14 protein-coding genes and 1 pseudogene are annotated in these 18,076 nt (G+C 67.8%); all 15 read right to left on the bottom strand.

Annotation, left to right across the window (positions count from 1 at the left end; all coding sequences use genetic code 11):
• Nucleotides 1–114: 114 nt before the first annotated feature.
• Nucleotides 115–804, bottom strand: a complete 690-nt coding sequence (locus AC6EUH_RS15505; RefSeq protein ID WP_056431247.1) for a DivIVA domain-containing protein — start codon at nucleotides 802–804, stop codon at nucleotides 115–117.
• Between the two features lie 149 nt (nucleotides 805–953).
• A complete protein-coding gene (locus tag AC6EUH_RS15500) occupies nucleotides 954–1,262 on the bottom strand; it encodes a YggT family protein (RefSeq protein WP_056431244.1) in 309 nt (102 codons plus the stop codon).
• Nucleotides 1,263–1,399: 137 nt separating this feature from the next.
• Nucleotides 1,400–1,930 (bottom strand): cell division protein SepF, encoded by a 531-nt coding sequence (locus AC6EUH_RS15495; protein ID WP_056431241.1) that lies wholly within the window; start codon nucleotides 1,928–1,930, stop codon nucleotides 1,400–1,402.
• Nucleotides 1,931–2,017: 87 nt separating this feature from the next.
• Nucleotides 2,018–2,776: a YggS family pyridoxal phosphate-dependent enzyme gene (locus AC6EUH_RS15490; RefSeq protein ID WP_056431238.1), complete on the bottom strand. Its 759-nt coding sequence runs from the start codon at nucleotides 2,774–2,776 to the stop codon at nucleotides 2,018–2,020.
• Nucleotides 2,769–3,518, bottom strand: coding sequence for a purine nucleoside phosphorylase YfiH/LACC1 family protein (locus AC6EUH_RS15485; protein WP_499739196.1), 750 nt, complete (start codon nucleotides 3,516–3,518; stop codon nucleotides 2,769–2,771). Before AC6EUH_RS15485 ends, AC6EUH_RS15490 begins: the two co-directional genes overlap by 8 nt.
• A 99-nt stretch (nucleotides 3,519–3,617) precedes the next feature.
• Complete coding sequence (ftsZ, locus tag AC6EUH_RS15480) at nucleotides 3,618–4,844, bottom strand: cell division protein FtsZ (RefSeq protein ID WP_056431226.1); 1,227 nt, start codon at nucleotides 4,842–4,844, stop codon at nucleotides 3,618–3,620.
• Nucleotides 4,845–5,080: 236 nt separating this feature from the next.
• On the bottom strand, nucleotides 5,081–6,022 hold the full coding sequence (locus tag AC6EUH_RS15475; protein ID WP_499739195.1) for a cell division protein FtsQ/DivIB: 942 nt from the start codon (nucleotides 6,020–6,022) through the stop codon (nucleotides 5,081–5,083).
• A complete protein-coding gene (murC, locus tag AC6EUH_RS15470; RefSeq protein WP_499739194.1) occupies nucleotides 6,015–7,466 on the bottom strand; it encodes a UDP-N-acetylmuramate--L-alanine ligase in 1,452 nt (483 codons plus the stop codon). The genes AC6EUH_RS15475 and murC overlap by 8 nt, the downstream gene beginning before the upstream one ends.
• A 4-nt stretch (nucleotides 7,467–7,470) precedes the next feature.
• Nucleotides 7,471–8,619 (bottom strand): undecaprenyldiphospho-muramoylpentapeptide beta-N-acetylglucosaminyltransferase, encoded by a 1,149-nt coding sequence (gene murG, locus AC6EUH_RS15465; protein ID WP_499739193.1) that lies wholly within the window; start codon nucleotides 8,617–8,619, stop codon nucleotides 7,471–7,473.
• Nucleotides 8,620–8,900: 281 nt separating this feature from the next.
• Nucleotides 8,901–10,196, bottom strand: a pseudogene (gene ftsW / locus AC6EUH_RS15460) (putative lipid II flippase FtsW); the annotation flags it as partial.
• Nucleotides 10,197–10,198: 2 nt separating this feature from the next.
• Complete coding sequence (gene murD / locus AC6EUH_RS15455) at nucleotides 10,199–11,800, bottom strand: UDP-N-acetylmuramoyl-L-alanine--D-glutamate ligase (RefSeq protein ID WP_056431211.1); 1,602 nt, start codon at nucleotides 11,798–11,800, stop codon at nucleotides 10,199–10,201.
• Nucleotides 11,782–12,891 (bottom strand): phospho-N-acetylmuramoyl-pentapeptide-transferase, encoded by a 1,110-nt coding sequence (gene mraY, locus AC6EUH_RS15450; protein WP_056431208.1) that lies wholly within the window; start codon nucleotides 12,889–12,891, stop codon nucleotides 11,782–11,784. Before mraY ends, murD begins: the two co-directional genes overlap by 19 nt.
• Nucleotides 12,888–14,468, bottom strand: a complete 1,581-nt coding sequence (locus AC6EUH_RS15445) for a UDP-N-acetylmuramoyl-tripeptide--D-alanyl-D-alanine ligase (protein ID WP_499739192.1) — start codon at nucleotides 14,466–14,468, stop codon at nucleotides 12,888–12,890. Before AC6EUH_RS15445 ends, mraY begins: the two co-directional genes overlap by 4 nt.
• A 6-nt stretch (nucleotides 14,469–14,474) precedes the next feature.
• Nucleotides 14,475–16,148: a UDP-N-acetylmuramoyl-L-alanyl-D-glutamate--2,6-diaminopimelate ligase gene (locus AC6EUH_RS15440; RefSeq protein WP_056431203.1), complete on the bottom strand. Its 1,674-nt coding sequence runs from the start codon at nucleotides 16,146–16,148 to the stop codon at nucleotides 14,475–14,477.
• 115 nt (nucleotides 16,149–16,263) lie between these two features.
• Complete coding sequence (locus tag AC6EUH_RS15435; RefSeq protein ID WP_056431200.1) at nucleotides 16,264–18,060, bottom strand: peptidoglycan D,D-transpeptidase FtsI family protein; 1,797 nt, start codon at nucleotides 18,058–18,060, stop codon at nucleotides 16,264–16,266.
• Nucleotides 18,061–18,076 lie beyond the last annotated feature (16 nt).

Genomic DNA, 18,076 nt, shown 5'->3' with positions numbered 1-18,076 from the left:
GGACTGGGAGCTGGTTGCTTGGGCACTGCCGCCGGCGGAACCTGCGGTTAATGCCAAAAGCCGGCGGCCGAGGAATCCTCAGCCACCGGCTATCAGAATACTTTGCTTTTGGCCCTAGCTTGCTTCGACCTCAGGAGCGGCCACGGAGCCACGGGCGTCCAGGTCACGCAGCTGGCCTTCAATGTAGGCCTTCAGGCGTGAACGGTAGTCGCGTTCGAAGCCGCGGAGCTGCTCGACCTTGCGTTCCAGCACGGAGCGCTGCTGCTCGAGGGCGCCGAGGATCTTGCGGGACTTCTCCTGGGCATCGTTGACGAGGCTGCTGGCCTCGATCTGCGCTTCGGCGATGATCTTGTCGCGCTGCTGCTCGCCGTCGGCGACGTGCTTGTCGTGCATCTGCTGCGCCATGGCCAGCAGCCCTGCAGCGGACTCGGCAGCCGGAGTAGCGGCGCTGCGGGCCGGTGCGGCCGCCTGCTCGGCTTCCTTCTTCTTGGCAACCTCAGCGGCCTTGGCGGCTTCGGCGGCCTTGGCCTCAGCTTCTGCCTTGGCGCGGTCTTCCTTGTCCTTATCGGCCTTGACGGGTGCCGGGACCTTTTCCACGACGGGAGCCGCGGCGGCGGAGCTGGCAGGCGTGCCGGCGCCCAGTTCGGCGAGCTTCTTGCGGAGCTCGTCGTTCTCCTGGTTCAGGCGTCGCAGTTCGACGACGATCTCGTCCAGGAAGTCATCAACTTCGTCCTGGTCGTAGCCTTCGCGGAACTTGGTCGGCTGAAAGCGCTTGTTGACAACGTCTTCTGGCGTCAAAGCCATCTGGTCACCTCGTTGGTCTAGTTAGTCAGTAGGCCTTCCGGCCGTCAAAACTACGGTACCTAAATATGGTCTGGTTCCTCTAATTCAACACCGCAGTGTCAAACCGGAGTTTCTATCAGTTTGGGCCGCGGACCAGGTCCGCCGCCCGGCTACGCCGTGATGGGCTGGGACACGACCAGGAACTTGGCCACTCCCATGGCGATGGTGACTGCCACGAACAGGAGTAGGAAGCCAAGGTCCAGCGAGATTCCGCCCAGCCGCAGCGGCGGAATGAGCCGGCGGAGCAGTTTGAGGGGTTTGTCTGTGACCGAATACACGGCGTGGGCGGTGACGAGCGCCACGCCGCGCGGCCGCCAGCTCCGCGCAAACATCTGCACCCAGTCGAAGACCAGGCGGACGATGAGGGCAACAAAAAACAACAGCAGTGCGATATAGACAAGTCCGAAAACAATTCCCATGAGTTATCTCATATCTCCATGTTCATTCCGGATACCGCAGTGTCCTCTTGATAGTTACGCCTCTATTTCAACACGGATAATTCAGCAAGGATGCCAGGCAGGGTGTCCCCGCCTGGCATCCTTGGGCAGAATCCGGACTAGCTCTGGTTGAAGAAGCTCGCCTGTGTCTCGCTGACCTTCTTGTCATCGCCGATGACTTCGACGTACGACGGCGAGAGCAGGAAGACCTTGTTCGTCACGCGCTCGATGCTGCCGCGCAGTCCGAAGACCAGCCCGGCGGAGAAGTCGACGAGCCGCTTGGCATCCGCCTCGCCCATGTCAGTGACGTTCATGATGACGGGGATGCCGTCACGGAAGCTTTCACCAATGAGTTTGGCATCGTTGTAGGACCGCGGGTGGATCGTGGTGATCTGGCGGAGCCCGGTGTGATCTTCGCGGCTCGATGCCGCTCGCTTAATGGGTGTCACAGGTGCGCGATATTCCTCTTCAGCGGCGTAGGGCTCTTCCCTGGGGACCTCGCGGACAGGCGCCGGTGCACGGCGCTCTTCCCGGTCATGCTCCATGGAATCGTCCTCATCCTTGTGCGATGTTTGGTGTTCGGACTCGTAGTGTTCGTCGCCGTCGGCGAGCCCAAGATAGATCATTGTCTTGCGCAGAGCGCCGGCCATGGTCGACTCCTAATCGTGTCCGTGAGCGGGCCGATCAATGACTAAGCAGCCTTGGAATCCCCGCCATTACCTTCCAATACGTTGAACCTACCGCAACGCCGGACGCGGACCGAGAATATCGGAGCCAACGCGAAGGTGTGTCGCCCCCAGGCGGACGGCCTGTTCCAGGTCCTGGCTCATGCCCGCGGAAATTCCCGTGGCGCCGGGGTGGACTGCCGTGAGGCGCGCCGAGAGCTCCGCGAGTTTCTCGAAGGCCGGGACCGGATCCGCGCCGAAGGGGGCGACGGCCATGACGCCCGCGAGGCGGATGCCGGCCGAGCCGGCCAACTGCTCGGCCAGTGCCGGGACGTCCGCCGGAAGTGCGCCTCCGCGGTGTCCGCCGGCGTCGTCGTCGAGGCTCACCTGGATGAAGCACTCCAGCGGCGCCCGCCCGGTACGTTCCTGTTCGGCGGCCATGGCCTTGGCCAGGGCACCGGCCAGCGGGAGCCGGTCCACGGAGTGCACGGCATGGGCATACTTCACGACAGATTTGGCTTTGTTGCTCTGAAGCTGGCCGATGAAGTGCCAGCGCAGCTCCAGCCCGGCCAGTGCGGCCGCTTTCTCCGAGGCCTCCTGGTCCCGGTTCTCGCCCACGTCCGTGACGCCCAGGGCGGCGAGCCGCCGGACGTCCTCGGCAGGATGGAATTTGGTGACCACGATCAGCTGCGGCGGCGATTCCGCCCGGCCGGCTGCGGCAGCGGCGCTGCTGATCCGTTCCCGGACGGCGGCGAGCCGCTCCCGGAGCTGGTCGAGCCGCGGATCAGTGTGACCGCCGTCGGGCTGCTGCGTATTGGGGTGTTCATTCATCGGCTCGGTCCGTCCACACGAGTCCGGCGAATCGCCCGGTGTCCGGGTCGCGGCGGTAGGAGAACAGCTGTTCGTCTTCCAGGGTGCAGTTGCCGGAGTATTCGACCGCCACGCCGGCGTCCTGCAGTTGGCTGCGGACGGCGGCCGGCAGGTCCAGGCCCGGTGTGCCCCGGGCCGTGGTGCACCATGCGGCGGGCACCCTGGCGGCGACATCGCGGCGCATGTCCTCGGGGACCTCGTAGCATCGTCCGCAGACGGACGGGCCAATCCAGGCGCTGAGCCGGGCCGCGCCCAGTTCCCGCATCCGCGTGATGGCGGCCGGGACGACACCGGAGGCAACGCCGGGGCGGCCGGCATGCACCACGGCGAGTACCGGAGTTTCGCCGTCGGCCCGGTCCCCCACCAGGACAACCGGCACACAGTCCGCCACCATCACGGCCAGGGGCTCCCCCAGGGAGACCATGGCGTCAGCGGTAGGGGCAGCAACACGGGCGTCAGCGTCGGGGGCAGCAACACGGCGGCCGGCCGCCGTCGCGGCGCCGATGACGGCCACCTCGTTGCCGTGGACCTGGTTCATGTACCGGAAGGGCCGGCCGGCGAGCCCCGCGGCGGCTGCGACGTCCCCGCGCCGGCGCCGGACGTCCAACGGGCTGTCGCCGACATGGAGCGCCAGGTTGCCGGCTGCGGCGTCGGTAAAAGCCACCCAGACGCCCGGCCGTACTTCGGCCCGCCACGAGAACATTCAAAACCCCAGATCGTTGCCGAACGTGTTTACAGAACTACGATCCTACGAGAAAGCACCATGGCACTGCCATCCGGCAGTGCCATGGTGCTTCAGGACCTACTTGAGGAAGTCGGGGACATCCAGGTCGTCGGAGTGGCGGCCGGACAGGTCCGGCTCCACGACGGACGGAAGGTCGACGTCGAATCCGGAGTCTGCAGGGACCGCGGACGGACGCTGCTGGCCCCAGCCGCCGTAACCGGAGGCACCAACCGTGGCGTGCAGCGGCTGGACCTGGGCCGAGGACGGAGCCTGGACCGGAGCCGGGGCTGCGGCCGGGGCCGCCGGGCGCTGCGGTGCCGCCTGCGGAAGGGACTGGTCCATGGACGGCGAGGTCGCCTTGACGTCGTCGAAGCCGGCGGCAATGACGGTAACGCGCGCTTCGTCGCCGAGCGCATCGTCGATGACCGCACCGAAGATGATGTTGGCTTCGGGGTGGGCGACTTCCTGGACCAGCCGTGCAGCCTCGTTGATTTCGAAGAGGCCCAGGTCCGAGCCGCCCTGGATGGACAGCAGGACGCCGTGGGCGCCGTCAATGGATGCTTCCAGCAGCGGCGAGGCGATGGCCAGCTCCGCAGCCTTGACGGCGCGGTCCTCGCCCCGGGCCGAGCCGATGCCCATCAGGGCCGAACCTGCACCCTGCATCACGGACTTGACGTCGGCGAAGTCAAGGTTGATCAGGCCGGGGGTGGTGATCAGGTCGGTGATGCCCTGGACACCGGACAGCAGGACCTGGTCGGCGGAACGGAACGCGTCCAGGACGGAGACGTTGCGGTCACTGATGGACAGCAGGCGGTCGTTCGGGATGACGATGAGCGTGTCCACTTCATCGCGGAGGGCGTCAATGCCGGCCTCCGCGGAGCCGGCGCGGCGGCGGCCTTCGAAGGTGAACGGGCGGGTGACGACGCCGATGGTCAGCGCACCGAGGGAGCGTGCGATCCGGGCCACGACGGGCGCGCCGCCGGTGCCGGTGCCGCCACCCTCGCCGGCGGTGACGAACACCATGTCAGCGCCGCGGATGACCTCTTCGATTTCCTCGGCGTGGTCCTCGGCAGCCTGCCGGCCCACCTCAGGATTCGCACCGGCTCCCAGGCCGCGCGTCAGCTCACGCCCGATGTCGAGCTTGACGTCTGCATCGCTCATCAACAATGCCTGCGCATCGGTGTTGACCGCGATGAACTCGACGCCGCGAAGACCGACCTCGATCATGCGGTTGACTGCGTTCACGCCACCGCCGCCGATGCCGACGACCTTGATGACGGCCAAGTAATTCTGCGGAGCTGCCACGTTACGTGTCCCTTGTTCGTGTTCTATTGCGAAAACTGATGGAGTCGGGCTTGAAGCTTTGAACCTTAACCTTCGACTTGAAGGTTATAGTTATGTCAAGTAACTCATGCTGTGACGCTATTTCCTTGTGTGATGACATTCAATAACCGGCGCCGCGTGTCGCGGTAATACCGCTGAAATCGCCTCTTTTGGTGTCTTCCTGCCGCCCCGCCGTTCCGCTGCCAAGTGATCGGCAGCTATCGGGTGACCGGGTGCCGCGGCACACTGACATCGTAGATCCGGACCGGGTTGGCCGGGTCCGCAGGCACCTTCAGCAGGGCCTCGAGGACCCTGGCCTTCAGCTCCTTGTCCCCCGCGTTGCCCCACACGATCGTCTGGCCGTCCACGAGCTTGAGTTCAACGGCGTCCACCGACTTCGCCGAGGCGTTGGAAAGCCGGGCCAGCACATCGGCGGGCAGCGCGCCCAAGACCCCGGTGATGGCATGGAACAGGTCCTTGGGCAGCGTGCCGCCTCCGCCGTCGATGACCGGCAGCTTAATCGCCGCCGGGTCGGCGGAGTCGCTGAGCTTCACACCGTCGGCGTCCACCAGCTGGTGGGCCTTGCCCTGTTTGACCAGGGCCACCGGCACGCGTTCGGTCACCTTGACCTGCAACGTGGACGGCGGGCGGGCCTGGGTGGTGACTGCTTTGACCTGGACCAGCGGTTTCAGGAGGGCCGCGACGTCGCCGTCGCTGATCTGCGGCAGGGGCTTGCCCTGTAGCGGGGCGAGGGCCTTCTGGATCTGGGCCGCCGTCAGCAGTTTCGTCCCCTCCACGCTCACTGTCTGCAGCGCGAGGACCGGAGAGTAGACAGCCCCGGCGACGATCCCCGCGACCAGCACCGCCAGGGTGGCGATGGTGCCCACGACGATGCGTTTGCGGCGCCTGGCCTTTGGTTCGGGGAAGGACAGCACGTTGTCCCGGGCCGGCAGGGCCGCCTGTTTCGCTGCGGCTCCGGCTGCGGGTCCCGACGCGGCGCGTGGGGTGCCGGATTCGGGGCCGTTTGCCCTGTCTGTGCTCCCAGGGCTGTCCCTGCTGTCTTTGGACGCCGAAATGACGTCCGGCGTCGCCGAGGCCCCGTTCCCTGACGGGGACCGGCGTGCGCCCGCCGTGTAGCCGGGGCGGCGGGTGCTAGGCACCGGGCACTCCGTCGTTAAGGTCAGCCCTGTCGTTCAGGTCAGCGCGGTCGTTCAGGGCTGCAACGATCAGCGGCCCGTAGGCCGTGACGTCGCCGGCGCCGATGGTGAGCACGATGTCCCCCGGCCCGGCGGCGGACACAAGGGACTGCACTGCCTCCGTGCCCGGTCCGACGAGCCTCCCGCCGGCGCCAAGGTGCGCGGCGATCAGTTGGCTGCTCACGCCCGGAATCGGATCTTCGCGGGCGGGATAGATGTCCAGGACCAGGGCCGTGTCCGCGGTGTTGAGGGCCGCGGCGAACTCTTCGGCGAATTCCCGGGTCCGGGAAAACAGGTGCGGCTGGAAGAGGACGTGCAGCTTGTGGCCGCCGGCCACCGACCGTGCCGCGGACAGGGCCGCCCGCACTTCGGTGGGGTGGTGCGCGTAGTCGTCGTAGACCCGGATGCCGCGGCCCTCACCCTTGAATTCGAAGCGCCGGGATGCCCCGGTGAAGTGCGACAGGGCGCTGGCGGCAACCGCGGGATCCACGCCAAGTTCAAGGGCGACGGCGAACGCCGCCGCCGCGTTGAGGGCGTTGTGCCGTCCGGGAACGTGCAGCTCGAGGGGGAAGCGGCCGGCGGGAGTGCTGATGGCAACGTCTCCCGGGCCTCCGTCGTGCAGCACAAGATGGGCGTCATCGCCGGTGCCGTAGAGCACCACGCGGGTGTTGCCGCGCTCGAGCGTCCGCAGGGCCAGGGCCCTGGCTCCGGCGTCGTCCGCGCAGGCAACCAGGACTCCGTCGGCCGGGAGCAGTGCGGTGAAGCGGTCGAAGGAGGCGTAGACGGCCTCGGCGGTGCCGTAGTGGTCGAGGTGGTCCGGTTCGACGTTGGTGACGACGGCGATCTGCGGGCGGTAGTTCAGGAAGGACCCGTCGGATTCGTCCGCTTCCGCGACGAAGATGGGGGTACTGCCGCTGGCGGCGTTGACGCCCAGTGCGGGCACGTTCGCGCCGATGGCGAACGACGGGTCCAGGCCCGCGCCCTGCAGGAGGACGGCAATCATTGACGTGGTGGTGGACTTGCCGTGTGTGCCGGCCACCGTCACTGCGGTGTCCTGCGCCATCGCGGCCGCGAGTGCCTCGGAGCGGTGGAGCACCGGCAGCCCGGCGGCCCGCGCCGCTGCCAGTTCGGGGTTGTCCGGGCGGATGGCTGAGCCCGCCACCACGCTCTGCGCGTCGCCCAGGTTGGCGGCGTCGTAGCCGACACAGATCCGGGCGCCGGCCGCGGCAAGGTCTGCCATGACCGGCAGGTCCTTGGCGTCGGAGCCGCTGACCGGCAGCCCGCGGGCCACCATGATGCGGGCCACGGCGGACATTCCCACGCCGCCGATGCCGATGAAATGCACCCGGCCGAGGGACGCCGCCGTGCGGGTGGCCGTGGTGGTGTGCTGGTGTTCGGGCTGGGTCATTCCTCTACCGCTTCCTGCCGTGCTGCTTCGAGGGCTTTGCTGATGGTGGGTTTACCTGGGCCGCTTCCAGGACGAGGCCTACCATGCGCTGGTCGGCGTCACGGATCCCGAGCTTTTCGGCGCTTGCGGCCATTCTGGCGAGCCGGTCCGGATCCTGCAGCAGCGGGATGATGTGCTCGCGGACCCAGGCGGGAGAAAACGTGCTGTCCTCCACGAGTAGGGCGCCTCCCGCTTCGACGAGGCCGGCGGCGTTGAGCGCCTGTTCGCCGTTGCCGATCGGCAGCGGAACGAAAACTGCCGGAACGCCGACGGCGGCGACCTCGCAGACCGTCGCGGCGCCGGAGCGGGCCAGCAGCAGGTCCGCCGCGGCGTACACCGTTTCCATGCCGTCGACGTATTCGCGCTGCTGGTAGCCGCGTGCAGCGAGTGGCTTGCCGTCGACGTCGTGGACGGCTTTGTCCCGCCCGGTGATGTGCAGGGTCTGGATGCCGGACTCCGCCAGGAGGCCGACCGACGCCGCAATGGTGCGGTTGATGCTCTGGGCGCCCGAGGAGCCGCCGGTCACGATCAGGACCGGACGGTCCGGGTCCAGTCCCAGGGCTGCCCGCGCCGCGGCCCTGGCAGCGGTCCGGTCGAGGCTTGAGATCTCCCCGCGCATCGGCATGCCGACGTGCCGGGAGGCGCCCAGCCTGGTCGCTGCGAACGCCACGGCAACGTGTCCGCCCAGCCGTGCTCCCACCCGGTTCGCCAGCCCGGGGCGTGTGTTCGCCTCGTGGATGACAATGGGGATCTTACGGCGCCACGCCGCGAAGTACATCGGTGTGCAGACATAGCCGCCGACGCCCACCAGGACGTCCGCTTGGGCGTCCTCAAGGATGACACCGGCCTGCTTGACGGCGCCCGCCAGCCGTCCGGGTAGCCGGAACAGGTCCAGCGAGGGCCGTCGGGGGAAAGGGACCCGGCTGATCGTGGCGAGGTCAACCCCTGCGGCCGGTACCAAGCGGGCTTCCATGCCGCCTGGTGTTCCTACGGCCAGCAGCCGCACGTCGGGGCGGGCCTCGCGGAGGGCGTGCGCGATGGCCAGGAGCGGGCTGATGTGTCCGGCTGTTCCGCCGCCGGCAAGGACGACGGACAAAGACGACTCGGTGTTCATAAAGGCCTATTGCGCTTTCGTGCGGGATTTCTGGGGGCGGGAGTTCGGGTGGACGGCGTCCTGGCGGCCGGCGTTGTGGCAGCCGGCGTTCTGGTGGTTGGCGCGGTACGGGCCGACGTGTTGGGAGGCGGTTTCCTGGCTTCGTTGCCGGCTGCGGTCCGGTGTGCGGTCTTGGCTGTTTTACCGGAAGTTGTGCCGGCTGTCTTGACTGCGTTGCCGGTTGTGGCCGTCGCTGCGCCGCGTGCCGCGATCCGCTTCCGCAGCGACGCCGCCAGCCCGGCCGGGCCGAACCGGAAGAGCCGTTTCGGCTGGAGGCCCGGCGCCATCTGTGCCCGGGCCAGGGACAACACTACGCCGATTGCGCACAGGGACATGAGCAGGGCCGAGCCGCCGTAGGAAATGAAAGGGAGCGGGATTCCCACCACGGGGGCCAGCCCGGTGACCACGGCCATGTTGACCGTCGCCTGGCCCAGCAGCCAGACCATGATGGTGCCGGCCAGGACGCGGTGGAACATGTCCTTCTGGGCCACAACCACCCGGTAGATGGCGGTGCCGAGGATGGCGAAGAGCACCAGCACCACGAGGGTTCCGACGAGTCCCAGTTCCTCGCCGATGATGGCGAAGATGAAGTCATTGTGTGCTTCCGGGATCCAGCTGTACTTCTGCCGGCTCTGCCCCAGCCCTACCCCGAACCACCCGCCGGAAGCCAGACCGTACAGGCCGTTGGTCGACTGGTAGTTCAGGTCGGAGCCGTCCGCGCAGGTTTGCCCCGTCCAGGACAGGATGCGGCAGACGCGGTTGGGGCTCGTGATGGCCATGACGGCGGTGCCCGCGGCGATGATGACGCCGGCGATCCCGAACAGGTACAGCCGCACCCCGGCGAAGAACAGGGCGGCCGCCGTGATCATCATGACGATCATGGCGGTGCCAAGGTCGTTGCCCATCAGGATGAGCCCGACAATTCCGGCGGCGCCCGGGAGCACCACGGGGACCAGGGCGTGCTTTGCCTGGGACAGCAGCTTGGCCTTGCGGTCCAGCACGGTGGCCATCCAGAGGGCAAGCGCCAGTTTGGCCGCCTCGGACGGCTGGAACGTGAAGGGCCCGACGTCGATCCAGTTCTTGTTGCCGAGGGCGCTGCGGCCGATGACCAGCACCAGCACCAGCAGGACGAACGCGACGATGATGGCGATCCAGGCGCCGCGCTTGAGCCAGACCACGTTGACCCGGGAAAGCAGGAACATGCCAAACAGGCCGATCCCGGCGAACAGCCCCTGCTTGAGCGCCGCCGTGTACGGCGACTCCCCCGCTGCGATGGCCTCGACGCTCGAGGCGGAGAGCACCATCATGATGCCGATCGCCGTCAGAGCGAGGGTGGAACCCAGGATCAGGTAGTACGTGGATCCGTTGCGGGACTTGCCCGTTCCTTCAAGGGCGGACCAGAACCCCCGGTACCAGTCCCGGACCTTGCGGCCGGCCGCCTGAGGGCCTGAGGGTGCCTGGGCTGGCGCCGTCCTGGCCGCCGTCGGCTTGGTTGCGGCCGGTGAGGCCGCGGGCGAACGTGTGGGCGTGCTGACCATAGTTACTCCTCGCTGGTCTGAGCCTGCCCTTCCACGAGCTCGCGGACAGCTTCGATGAAGGCGTCGCCACGGTGAGCGTAGGAAGAGAACTGGTCCATGGATGCAGCCGCCGGGGCCAGGAGCACAGTGTCCCCGGAGGCGGCAAGCTGCGCCGCCGCAGCAACGGCCCGGGCCATCACAGTCTCACCGAAAATCGGTGATGGTCCTGCTTGGGCGTCGGCCGTACCGGCAGTCTGCACGTCTTCAGTTTCGCCCTTCGCCTCGCCGATCACGGGGACATCCGGCGCGTGTCGCTGCAGCGCGGAGCGCAGATCGCTGGAGTCCGCCCCGATCAGGACCACAGCCTTGAGCCGGCGGGCGTGCTCCTGGACCAGCGCCTCGTAGTTCACGCCTTTGGACAGCCCGCCCGCTATCCACACGACGTTTTCGAACGCGGAGAGGGATGCCGCGGCTGCATGCGGGTTGGTGGCTTTGGAGTCATTGACCCAGAGGACGCCCTCGTGCCGGGCGACGAGCTGGATGCGGTGGTCCCCCGGCAGGTAGTTCAGCAGGCCCTTGCGGACGGCGGACGGCTCCACGCCGTAGGCCCGGACCAGGGCCGCCGCTGCCAGGGCATTGGCCACCATGTGGCGTGGCGCGACGGCGCCGAGGTCCGCTACGGACGCCAGCTCGGCGGCGCTGTCCTTGCGCTCGGCGATGAAGGCGCGGTCCACCAGGAGGCCCTCGACGACGCCGAGCATGCTGACGGCCGGCGTGACGGTGGTGAAGGCCACCGCCCGGCAGCCCTCGACGACGTCGGCGTCTTCCACCATGCGTTCGGTTTCGATCTGCTCGGCGTTGTAGATGCACGCCTTTTGGGTGTTTTCGTAGACCTTCGCCTTGTCCGCCAGGTACGACGCATAGGATCCGTGCCAGTCCACATGGTCCTCGGCGACGTTGAGGCAGACGCTTGCCACCGGGGAGACGGAATGGCTCCAGTGCAGCTGGAAGCTGGAGAGCTCGACGGCGAAGACGTCGTAGTCCACCGGGTCGCGCAGGGCGTCCAGGATGGGTGTGCCGACGTTGCCGACGGCGATGGCTTTGAGTCCTGCGGCCTGCAGCATCGATTCGGTCAGCCCCACGGTTGTGGTCTTTCCGTTGGTGCCGGTGATGGTGAGCCAGTCCGCGGTCTTGCGTCCCTTGCGTTCCCGGACCCGCCACGCGAGTTCGACGTCGCCCCAGACCGGGATGTGGGCCCGGGCTGCCGCCGCGAGCAGGGCCTGGTCCGGGCGCCAGCCCGGGGAGGTGACAATCAGGTCCGGCTTGTCACCGTCGATTTTGGGGATGGTGTTCACGGCGTCCTCGCCCAGCAGGACGTCGGCGGCCCCGACGATCCGCAGGGTGTCCGCCTGGGCCTGGGCTTTCGGTCCCGTGGCAGCGTCCACAACCACCACGCGGGCGCCAAGTTCGATCAGCGTGTCGGCGGCGGCGAAGCCGGAGATCCCGATGCCGGTGACAACCACCCGCAGCCCGGCCCAGTCGGAGTCCCAGGTGACCAGGTTCTCAAGCCGGGGTGATGTGGTGAGGGGCGCGGGAATCGGACTGGTCACAGGAGTACCACCCATTCGGCGTAGAAAATGCCCAGCCCGGCGGCGACAAAGAGTCCGCACAGGATCCAGAACCGGACCACCACTGTGACCTCCGCCCAGCCTTTGAGCTCAAAGTGGTGCTGGAGCGGGGCCATCTTGAAGAACCGTTTGCCCTTGGTGATTTTGAAGTAGCCCACCTGGATGATGACCGACAGCGTGATCAGGACGAAGAGTCCGCCGATGAAGGCGAGCAGCAGTTCGGTCCGGGAGAGGATCGCGAAGCCAGCGACGGCGCCGCCAATGGCCAGTGATCCGGTGTCGCCCATGAAGATTTTCGCCGGGGAGGTGTTCCACCACAGGAAGCCGACCAGCGCCGCGCTGAGGATGGCGGCAAGCAGGGCCAGGTCCAGCGGGTCCCGGACGATGTAGCAGCCCGAGCCGGCCTGCCGCGGCGAACCGCAGGACTGGTTGCTCTGCCAGATGCCCATCAGCGTGTAGGCGCCGAAGACCATGATGGAGGCGCCGGCGGCCAGGCCGTCGAGTCCGTCCGTCAGGTTCACGCCGTTGGTGGCGGCGGTGATGATGAGGTTCGACCAGAGCACGAAGAGGATGGTGCCCAGGAGGGTGCCGGCGAAGGCCAGGTTCAGCCACGGGATGTCCCGGACCAGGGAGATCTGGTACGACGCGGGCGTCACACCGTTCTCGTCCGGGAAATAGAGCGCGAGGATCGCAAAGATGATGCCCACGGCAGCCTGCAGGATCAGTTTGGCCTTGGCGTTCAGGCCGAGGCTGCGCTGCTTGGAGATCTTGATGAAGTCATCCAGGAAGCCCACCAGCCCCATGCCGACCATCAGGAACAGCAGCAGCAGGGCCGAAGCGGACGGGCCCGGCGAGGCCGGGTTGATCATCCACATCACGAGGTGGGTGATGCCGTAGCTCGCTAGCACTGCCAGGACCACCACCGTGCCTCCCATGGTGGGGGTGCCGCGTTTGGTGTGGTGTGTGGTGGGTCCGTCATCCCGGATGAATTGCCCGTAGCTCTTCCGGACCAGGAAGCGGATAAACAGCGGCGTGCCCAGGAAGGCAAACAGCAAGGCCAGCCCGGCCCCCATCAGCAGTGCAATCACAGCAGCGCACTCCCTTCAGTGGCGGTTCCGGCGGTGTCTCCGGCAGCTTTTTCGGCAGCCTGCCCTTCAGCGGAACCCGCAGCGGTCCCGGGGGCCTGTGGGGGTAATGCTATCCGATCGCCCAGATGACGCAGCCCGATGCTGTTGGAAGACTTGAACAGCACCAGGTCGCCGGGCTCCAGCTCCGCCTGCAACAGGTTGTAGGCCTCCTCCGGCGTCTCGGCGAAGACGCATTCGTCGCCCCAGGACCCCTCGTTGACGGCGGAGACGTAGAGCGAACGGGCCTCGCGTCCCACGACGACGAGCCGGGAGATATTGAGCCGGACCACCTGCGTTCCCACCGCCATGTGTTCGCGGATGGAGTCGGGGCCGAGCTCGAGCATGGCGCCCAGCACGGCCCAGGTCCGGCGGCCCCTTCCCAGGTCCGCAAGCGTGCGCAAGGCCGCGCGCATGGACTCCGGGTTGGCGTTGTACGCATCGTTGATGACGGTGACGCCGTCGGCCCGCTCGGTGCGTTCCATCCGCCAGCGGCTGGCGGCGGTCTGCGCGCTCAGCGAGGCGGCGATCCGTGCGGCCGGAACGCCGGCGGCATGGGCGGCTGCCGCTGCGGCCAGCAGGTTGGCGATGTGGTGCGCCCCGATCAGTTTGGCTGAGACGTGGTGCCCGGCGGTGTCGCCGGGCAGGAAAAGTTCGAATTCGGGGTTGCCGCCGGCATTCAGCCCGACTCCTTCCGCGCGGACCAGGTCAGCACCGGCTGATTCTGAACCGACTGCTCCCCCACCGGCTGCGTCTGATCCGCCTCCGCGGGCGGCCTGCGCGGTGTAGCCAAGGACCGTGGCCCGGGTTCGTTTGGCCATGGCGGCCACCCGCGCATCGTCCAGGTTGAGGATGGCGGTTCCGGTGGATGGCAGGGCTTCGACGAGTTCGCCCTTCGCGAGGGCAATGTTCTCGACGCCGCCGAATTCCCCGGCGTGGGCGGTACCGACGCCAAGAACCACGCCGATGTCGGGGCGGACCATGTCCGCAAGGTAGCTGATGTGGCCTACCCCCGTGGCGCCCATCTCGATCACGAGATAACGGGTGTCGACGCCGGCTTTGAAGACCGTGAGCGGAACGCCGACTTCGCCGTTATAGGAGCCCTGCGGGGCAATGGTGGTTCCTTCGGCGGCGAGAATTCCCGCCAGCAGGTCCTTGGTGGTGGTTTTGCCGGCGGATCCGGTGATCCCGATGACGGTCAGCGTCGCGCCGGCGGCGGCGCGGCTGGCGCGGATCCGCCGGACGGCCTCCGCCGCAAGGGCGCCCATCGCGAGGACCGAATCCTGGACCACGACGGCGGGGTAGTTGACCCCGGCGTCGTTGGCGACGTCGTGTTCCACCAGCGCCAGCACGGCGCCGCGTTCGAAGGCGGCGGCAACGAAGTCGTGGCCGTCGGCCGTCTCCCCCGGTTTGGCCACGTAGAGGGAGCCCGAGGCCGCTTCCCGGGAATCGGTCACCACGGAGCCGGGGGTGATCCCCGGCTCGGCGGCCAGGCGGCCGTTGGTTATGTCGGCGATTTCCGCCGCGGTAAATGCAATCATGTCGGTTTAGGACTCTATCCGCTGGTCTTCGAGAACGGTGAATCCCCGAGCTGTCAAGGCGGAGCGGAGCTCCACCCTGTCGTCAAGGGCGAGGTTGACGCCCTTGACCTCCTGCCACACTTCGTGGCCGCGTCCCGCGACAAGGATGGTGTCCGCCGGGCCCGCGAGTTCCACGGCTTTCCGGATGGCGGCATCGCGGGGGAAAACTTCGATGATGCTGCAGTCCAGGCCCTCACGTTCCTTCGCTTCGACCGCGCCCGCCATGACGTCGGCGCGGATCGCCGCGGCGTCCTCGTCGTGCGGGTCGTCGTCGCTGATGATCACGGTGTCCGCGCGGCGGGCGGCGATGGCACCCATGGCGGGACGCTTGCCCTGGTCGCGTTGGCCGGTGGCACCAAAGACGACGATCACGCGGGACCCAGGTTCCGGGGACCGGACAGCGTCAAGTGCCCGGGCCAGGGCATCCGGGTTGTGGGCGAAATCCACCACCGCGGCGGGGGCGGTGGAGACGAGTTGCATGCGGCCCGGGACGGCGACCGTGAAGGGGTCGGCGGCGTCGAGGGCCGCCTGGACGGCGGCCGCGTCGTGGCCGCCCGCGAGCACCATCACCGTTGCCAGCGCGGCGTTGGCCACGTTGAAGCTCCCGGGCAGCCCGGTGTGGACCCGCAGTTCCGTGCCGTCGCGGTGGCGGAGGGTGAAGTCGGTGCCGAGTCCGTGCGGGGCCTGCCGGCTGACGGTCCAGTCCGCTGCTGCCGGCTCCCCCGTCGCCACCAACGCTCCCGCGGCCGCGTGTGTGGACAGCGTGGTGACCGGGATGGCTGCGGCACCGGCCAGCTGGGCGCCCCAGTCGTCGTCCACGGTCACCACTGCCTTGCTGGCCCGCCCGGGTGTGAAGAGCTGCGCTTTGGTCTGGAAGTACTCATCCATGCTGCCGTGCAGGTCGAGGTGGTCCTGCGTCAGGTTGGTGAAGCCGGCGACGTCGAACACGACACCGTCCACGCGCCGGAAGGAGATCGCGTGCGAGGAGACCTCCATCGAGGCCGCGTCAAGGCCGCGTTCGCGCATGAGGGCCAGCAGGGCATGGACATCGGTGGACTCGGGCGTGGTGAGGAGGCTCGGAATCGGCGCACCGCCGGCCAGGATCTCGATGGTGCCGATCAGTCCCGTCTTCTGCCCGAGGGCCTGCAGGAGGGCGTTGATGAAGTACGTGGTGGTGGTTTTCCCGTTGGTGCCTGTCACACCGTAGAGGGCCGGTGCCGGGGCGTCCTCCGGCCGGCTCCGGTAGATCAGGGCCGACAGGCCGCCCACGAGGCTGCGGGGCTCCTCGGCCAGCAGCACCGGGACGGCGATGTCGTGTGAGAACGCCAGCAGGCGTGCGCCGGCGTCGTCCGTCAGCACGGCGGCCGCACCGGCCTCCACCGCCTGGGAGACGAAATCGGCCCCGTGCCGGCTCGCGCCGGGCAGGGCGACGTAGAGGTCGCCGGGCTGCACGGCGCGGGAGTTCAGGGAAATCCCGGTAACCGGGACGGAGCCGGAAGCCCCTGGGACCACGACGCCGATCGCCTCGCCGATGGATGCCAGCTGCACTGCGGCAACCGCAGTTGGCCGGAACCCCGGGGTGGACCCGGGGCCGGACGGCGCGGCGGAAGCGCCGGGGGCATTCTGATCTGACACGTGCATCTCCGTTGGTGGTGCTGGTGGATCTGGCGCTGCGCATGGAGGAGTACTCCGGCCCGCAGGCTCATTTTCCCGGAACAGGTTCGTGGACGGGCTGGTGCTGGTTCTCGCGCGGGTGCTACTTGGCGTACTGCGGCAGCCTGACGGGCTGGCCTTTGGACGGCGGGACGTTGTACGTCCGCAGCGCCTGGCTCATCACGGACCGGAAGACCGGCCCGTTCGAGATTCCGTAGATATCGCCTTTGGGCCGTTGCAGGACCACTTCAACAATAAACCGCGGATCGTCCATCGGCGCCATCCCCACCATCGACGCCGTGAAGCCGCAGAACCCGGCCGTCCCGTCGTCGCAGGGCGATTGCGAGGTGCCGGTCTTCGCCCCGACCCGGTAGCCGTCCAGCCCTGCTTCCTTGATCTGGCCCTCCGTGACGGCGCTCTCGAGGATGTCCCGCACCTGCTTGGCAGTGGCCGCGGACACGATTTGCCGGGGCGCCTGCGCGGGCACCTTCTCCTCGACGCCGTCGGGGGTGATGTAGCTGTCGATCAGCCGCGGCTGGAGCATTACGCCGTCGTTGGCGACGCTTTGAAAAGCCCGGACCGTCTGGAGCGTGGACTGCGAGACGCCCTGGCCGAACAGTACGGTGTACTCCTGGCGGCCGTCCCATTGATCGTGCGGCGTCAGGATGCCCTTGGCCTCGGCGGGCAGGCCGATGTCCGGCGCCTCCCCGATGCCGAACTTCTTCAGCCAGTTATAGCGTTGCTCCTTGCTGAGCCGCTGGCCGGCCATCACCGTACCGGTGTTCATCGACCAGCCCAGGATGCCGGCCAGGGTCCGGTCCTCGGTGCCGTGGGAGAAGGCGTCGTTGAATGTCTGCCCGTCCACGGTGTACGACGGCGGGATGGTGAACGTGTCCAGCGGGCTCGACTTGCCCTCCTCGATCAGGGCTGCGGCCGTGATCATTTTCTCCACCGAGCCGGGCTCATAGGCGGCGGTCACGGCACGGACGCCGCGGTCCTGCGCGTCGACTTTGCCCGGATCGTTGGGGTCCGGGGAGTTGGTGTCCGCCATGGCGATGATGTCGCCGGTCTTGATGTCCTGGACAATCACGACCCCCCACTCGGCGCTGAGTTTGTCCCGCTGGCTCTGGATGGCCTGCTGGGCGAAGTACTGCAGGTCCGAGTTCAGGGTGAGCTTGATGTCCTTGCCGTTCACGGCTGGCGTGAGCTGGTCCACGCCGACCGGGATACGGAGTCCGTCGGCGCCGATTTCGAAGAGCCGTTTTCCGGGGGTGCCCTTGAGGATTTCGTCCTGGGTCTGCTCGAGGCCGGCCTGGCCGGTGGTCCCGTCCTGCAGGAAGCCGACGATCCCGCCGGCCACCGAGCCGTTGGGGTACACCCGCTTGCTGGTGCCCACCGTGACGATGCCCGGGATCTGCAGTTTGGAGATGCGGTCCTCGATGTCAGGCTTCACGTCTTTGGCCACGATGTAGTAGGGCTTCGCGCCGGTCAGGGCGTCCTTGAGCGCGGACGCGTCCATACCCAGCAGCGCGGCCAGGTCGGAGATGCCCTGGTCACGGGAAACCTGGACGAGTTCCTCTGTTCTTTCGTCAAACCGGCGGAACGTTTCGGTTTTGGTGTTGACCCGCTGGTCCACGACGACGTTGTAGCGAATGACGCTGCTGGCCAGGACCGTGCCGTTGGCGTCCAGGATGCTGCCGCGCTCAGCCGGAAGTTCAACCGGTGTGAGCCTGTTCTGGAGGGCGGCCTCGGCCATGCCCCCGACGTCGAGGCCCTGGACGAGAAAGAGCTTCCCGCCGACGACGAGCAGGAGCGTCAGCATAACGCCGAGGCCCAACCGCAGCCGCCGGGTCGCGCTCGGCGCTTTCGCCTTGCGTGCCTTGCCGGTGTTCTGCGCCACGATGTTTCCTTGCTGC

The organism is Arthrobacter sp. 001422645 (assembly GCF_059816125.1).
The sequence above is the reverse complement of the archived record's forward strand: the minus strand, read 5'-3'. Positions and strand labels throughout refer to the sequence as shown.

Excerpts from the sequence above, each read along its gene's own strand:
- AC6EUH_RS15505 (WP_056431247.1), bottom strand. The coding sequence starts at position 804 with ATGGCTTTGACGCCAGAAGACGTTGTCAACAAGCGCTTTCAGCCGACC.
- AC6EUH_RS15500 (WP_056431244.1), bottom strand. The coding sequence starts at position 1,262 with ATGGGAATTGTTTTCGGACTTGTCTATATCGCACTGCTGTTGTTTTTT.
- AC6EUH_RS15495 (WP_056431241.1), bottom strand. The coding sequence starts at position 1,930 with ATGGCCGGCGCTCTGCGCAAGACAATGATCTATCTTGGGCTCGCCGAC.
- AC6EUH_RS15490 (WP_056431238.1), bottom strand. The coding sequence starts at position 2,776 with ATGAATGAACACCCCAATACGCAGCAGCCCGACGGCGGTCACACTGAT.
- AC6EUH_RS15485 (WP_499739196.1), bottom strand. The coding sequence starts at position 3,518 with ATGTTCTCGTGGCGGGCCGAAGTACGGCCGGGCGTCTGGGTGGCTTTT.
- murC (WP_499739194.1), bottom strand. The coding sequence starts at position 7,466 with ATGACCCAGCCCGAACACCAGCACACCACCACGGCCACCCGCACGGCG.
- murG (WP_499739193.1), bottom strand. The coding sequence starts at position 8,619 with ATGAACACCGAGTCGTCTTTGTCCGTCGTCCTTGCCGGCGGCGGAACA.
- murD (WP_056431211.1), bottom strand. The coding sequence starts at position 11,800 with ATGGGTGGTACTCCTGTGACCAGTCCGATTCCCGCGCCCCTCACCACA.
- AC6EUH_RS15445 (WP_499739192.1), bottom strand. The coding sequence starts at position 14,468 with ATGATTGCATTTACCGCGGCGGAAATCGCCGACATAACCAACGGCCGC.
- AC6EUH_RS15440 (WP_056431203.1), bottom strand. The coding sequence starts at position 16,148 with ATGCACGTGTCAGATCAGAATGCCCCCGGCGCTTCCGCCGCGCCGTCC.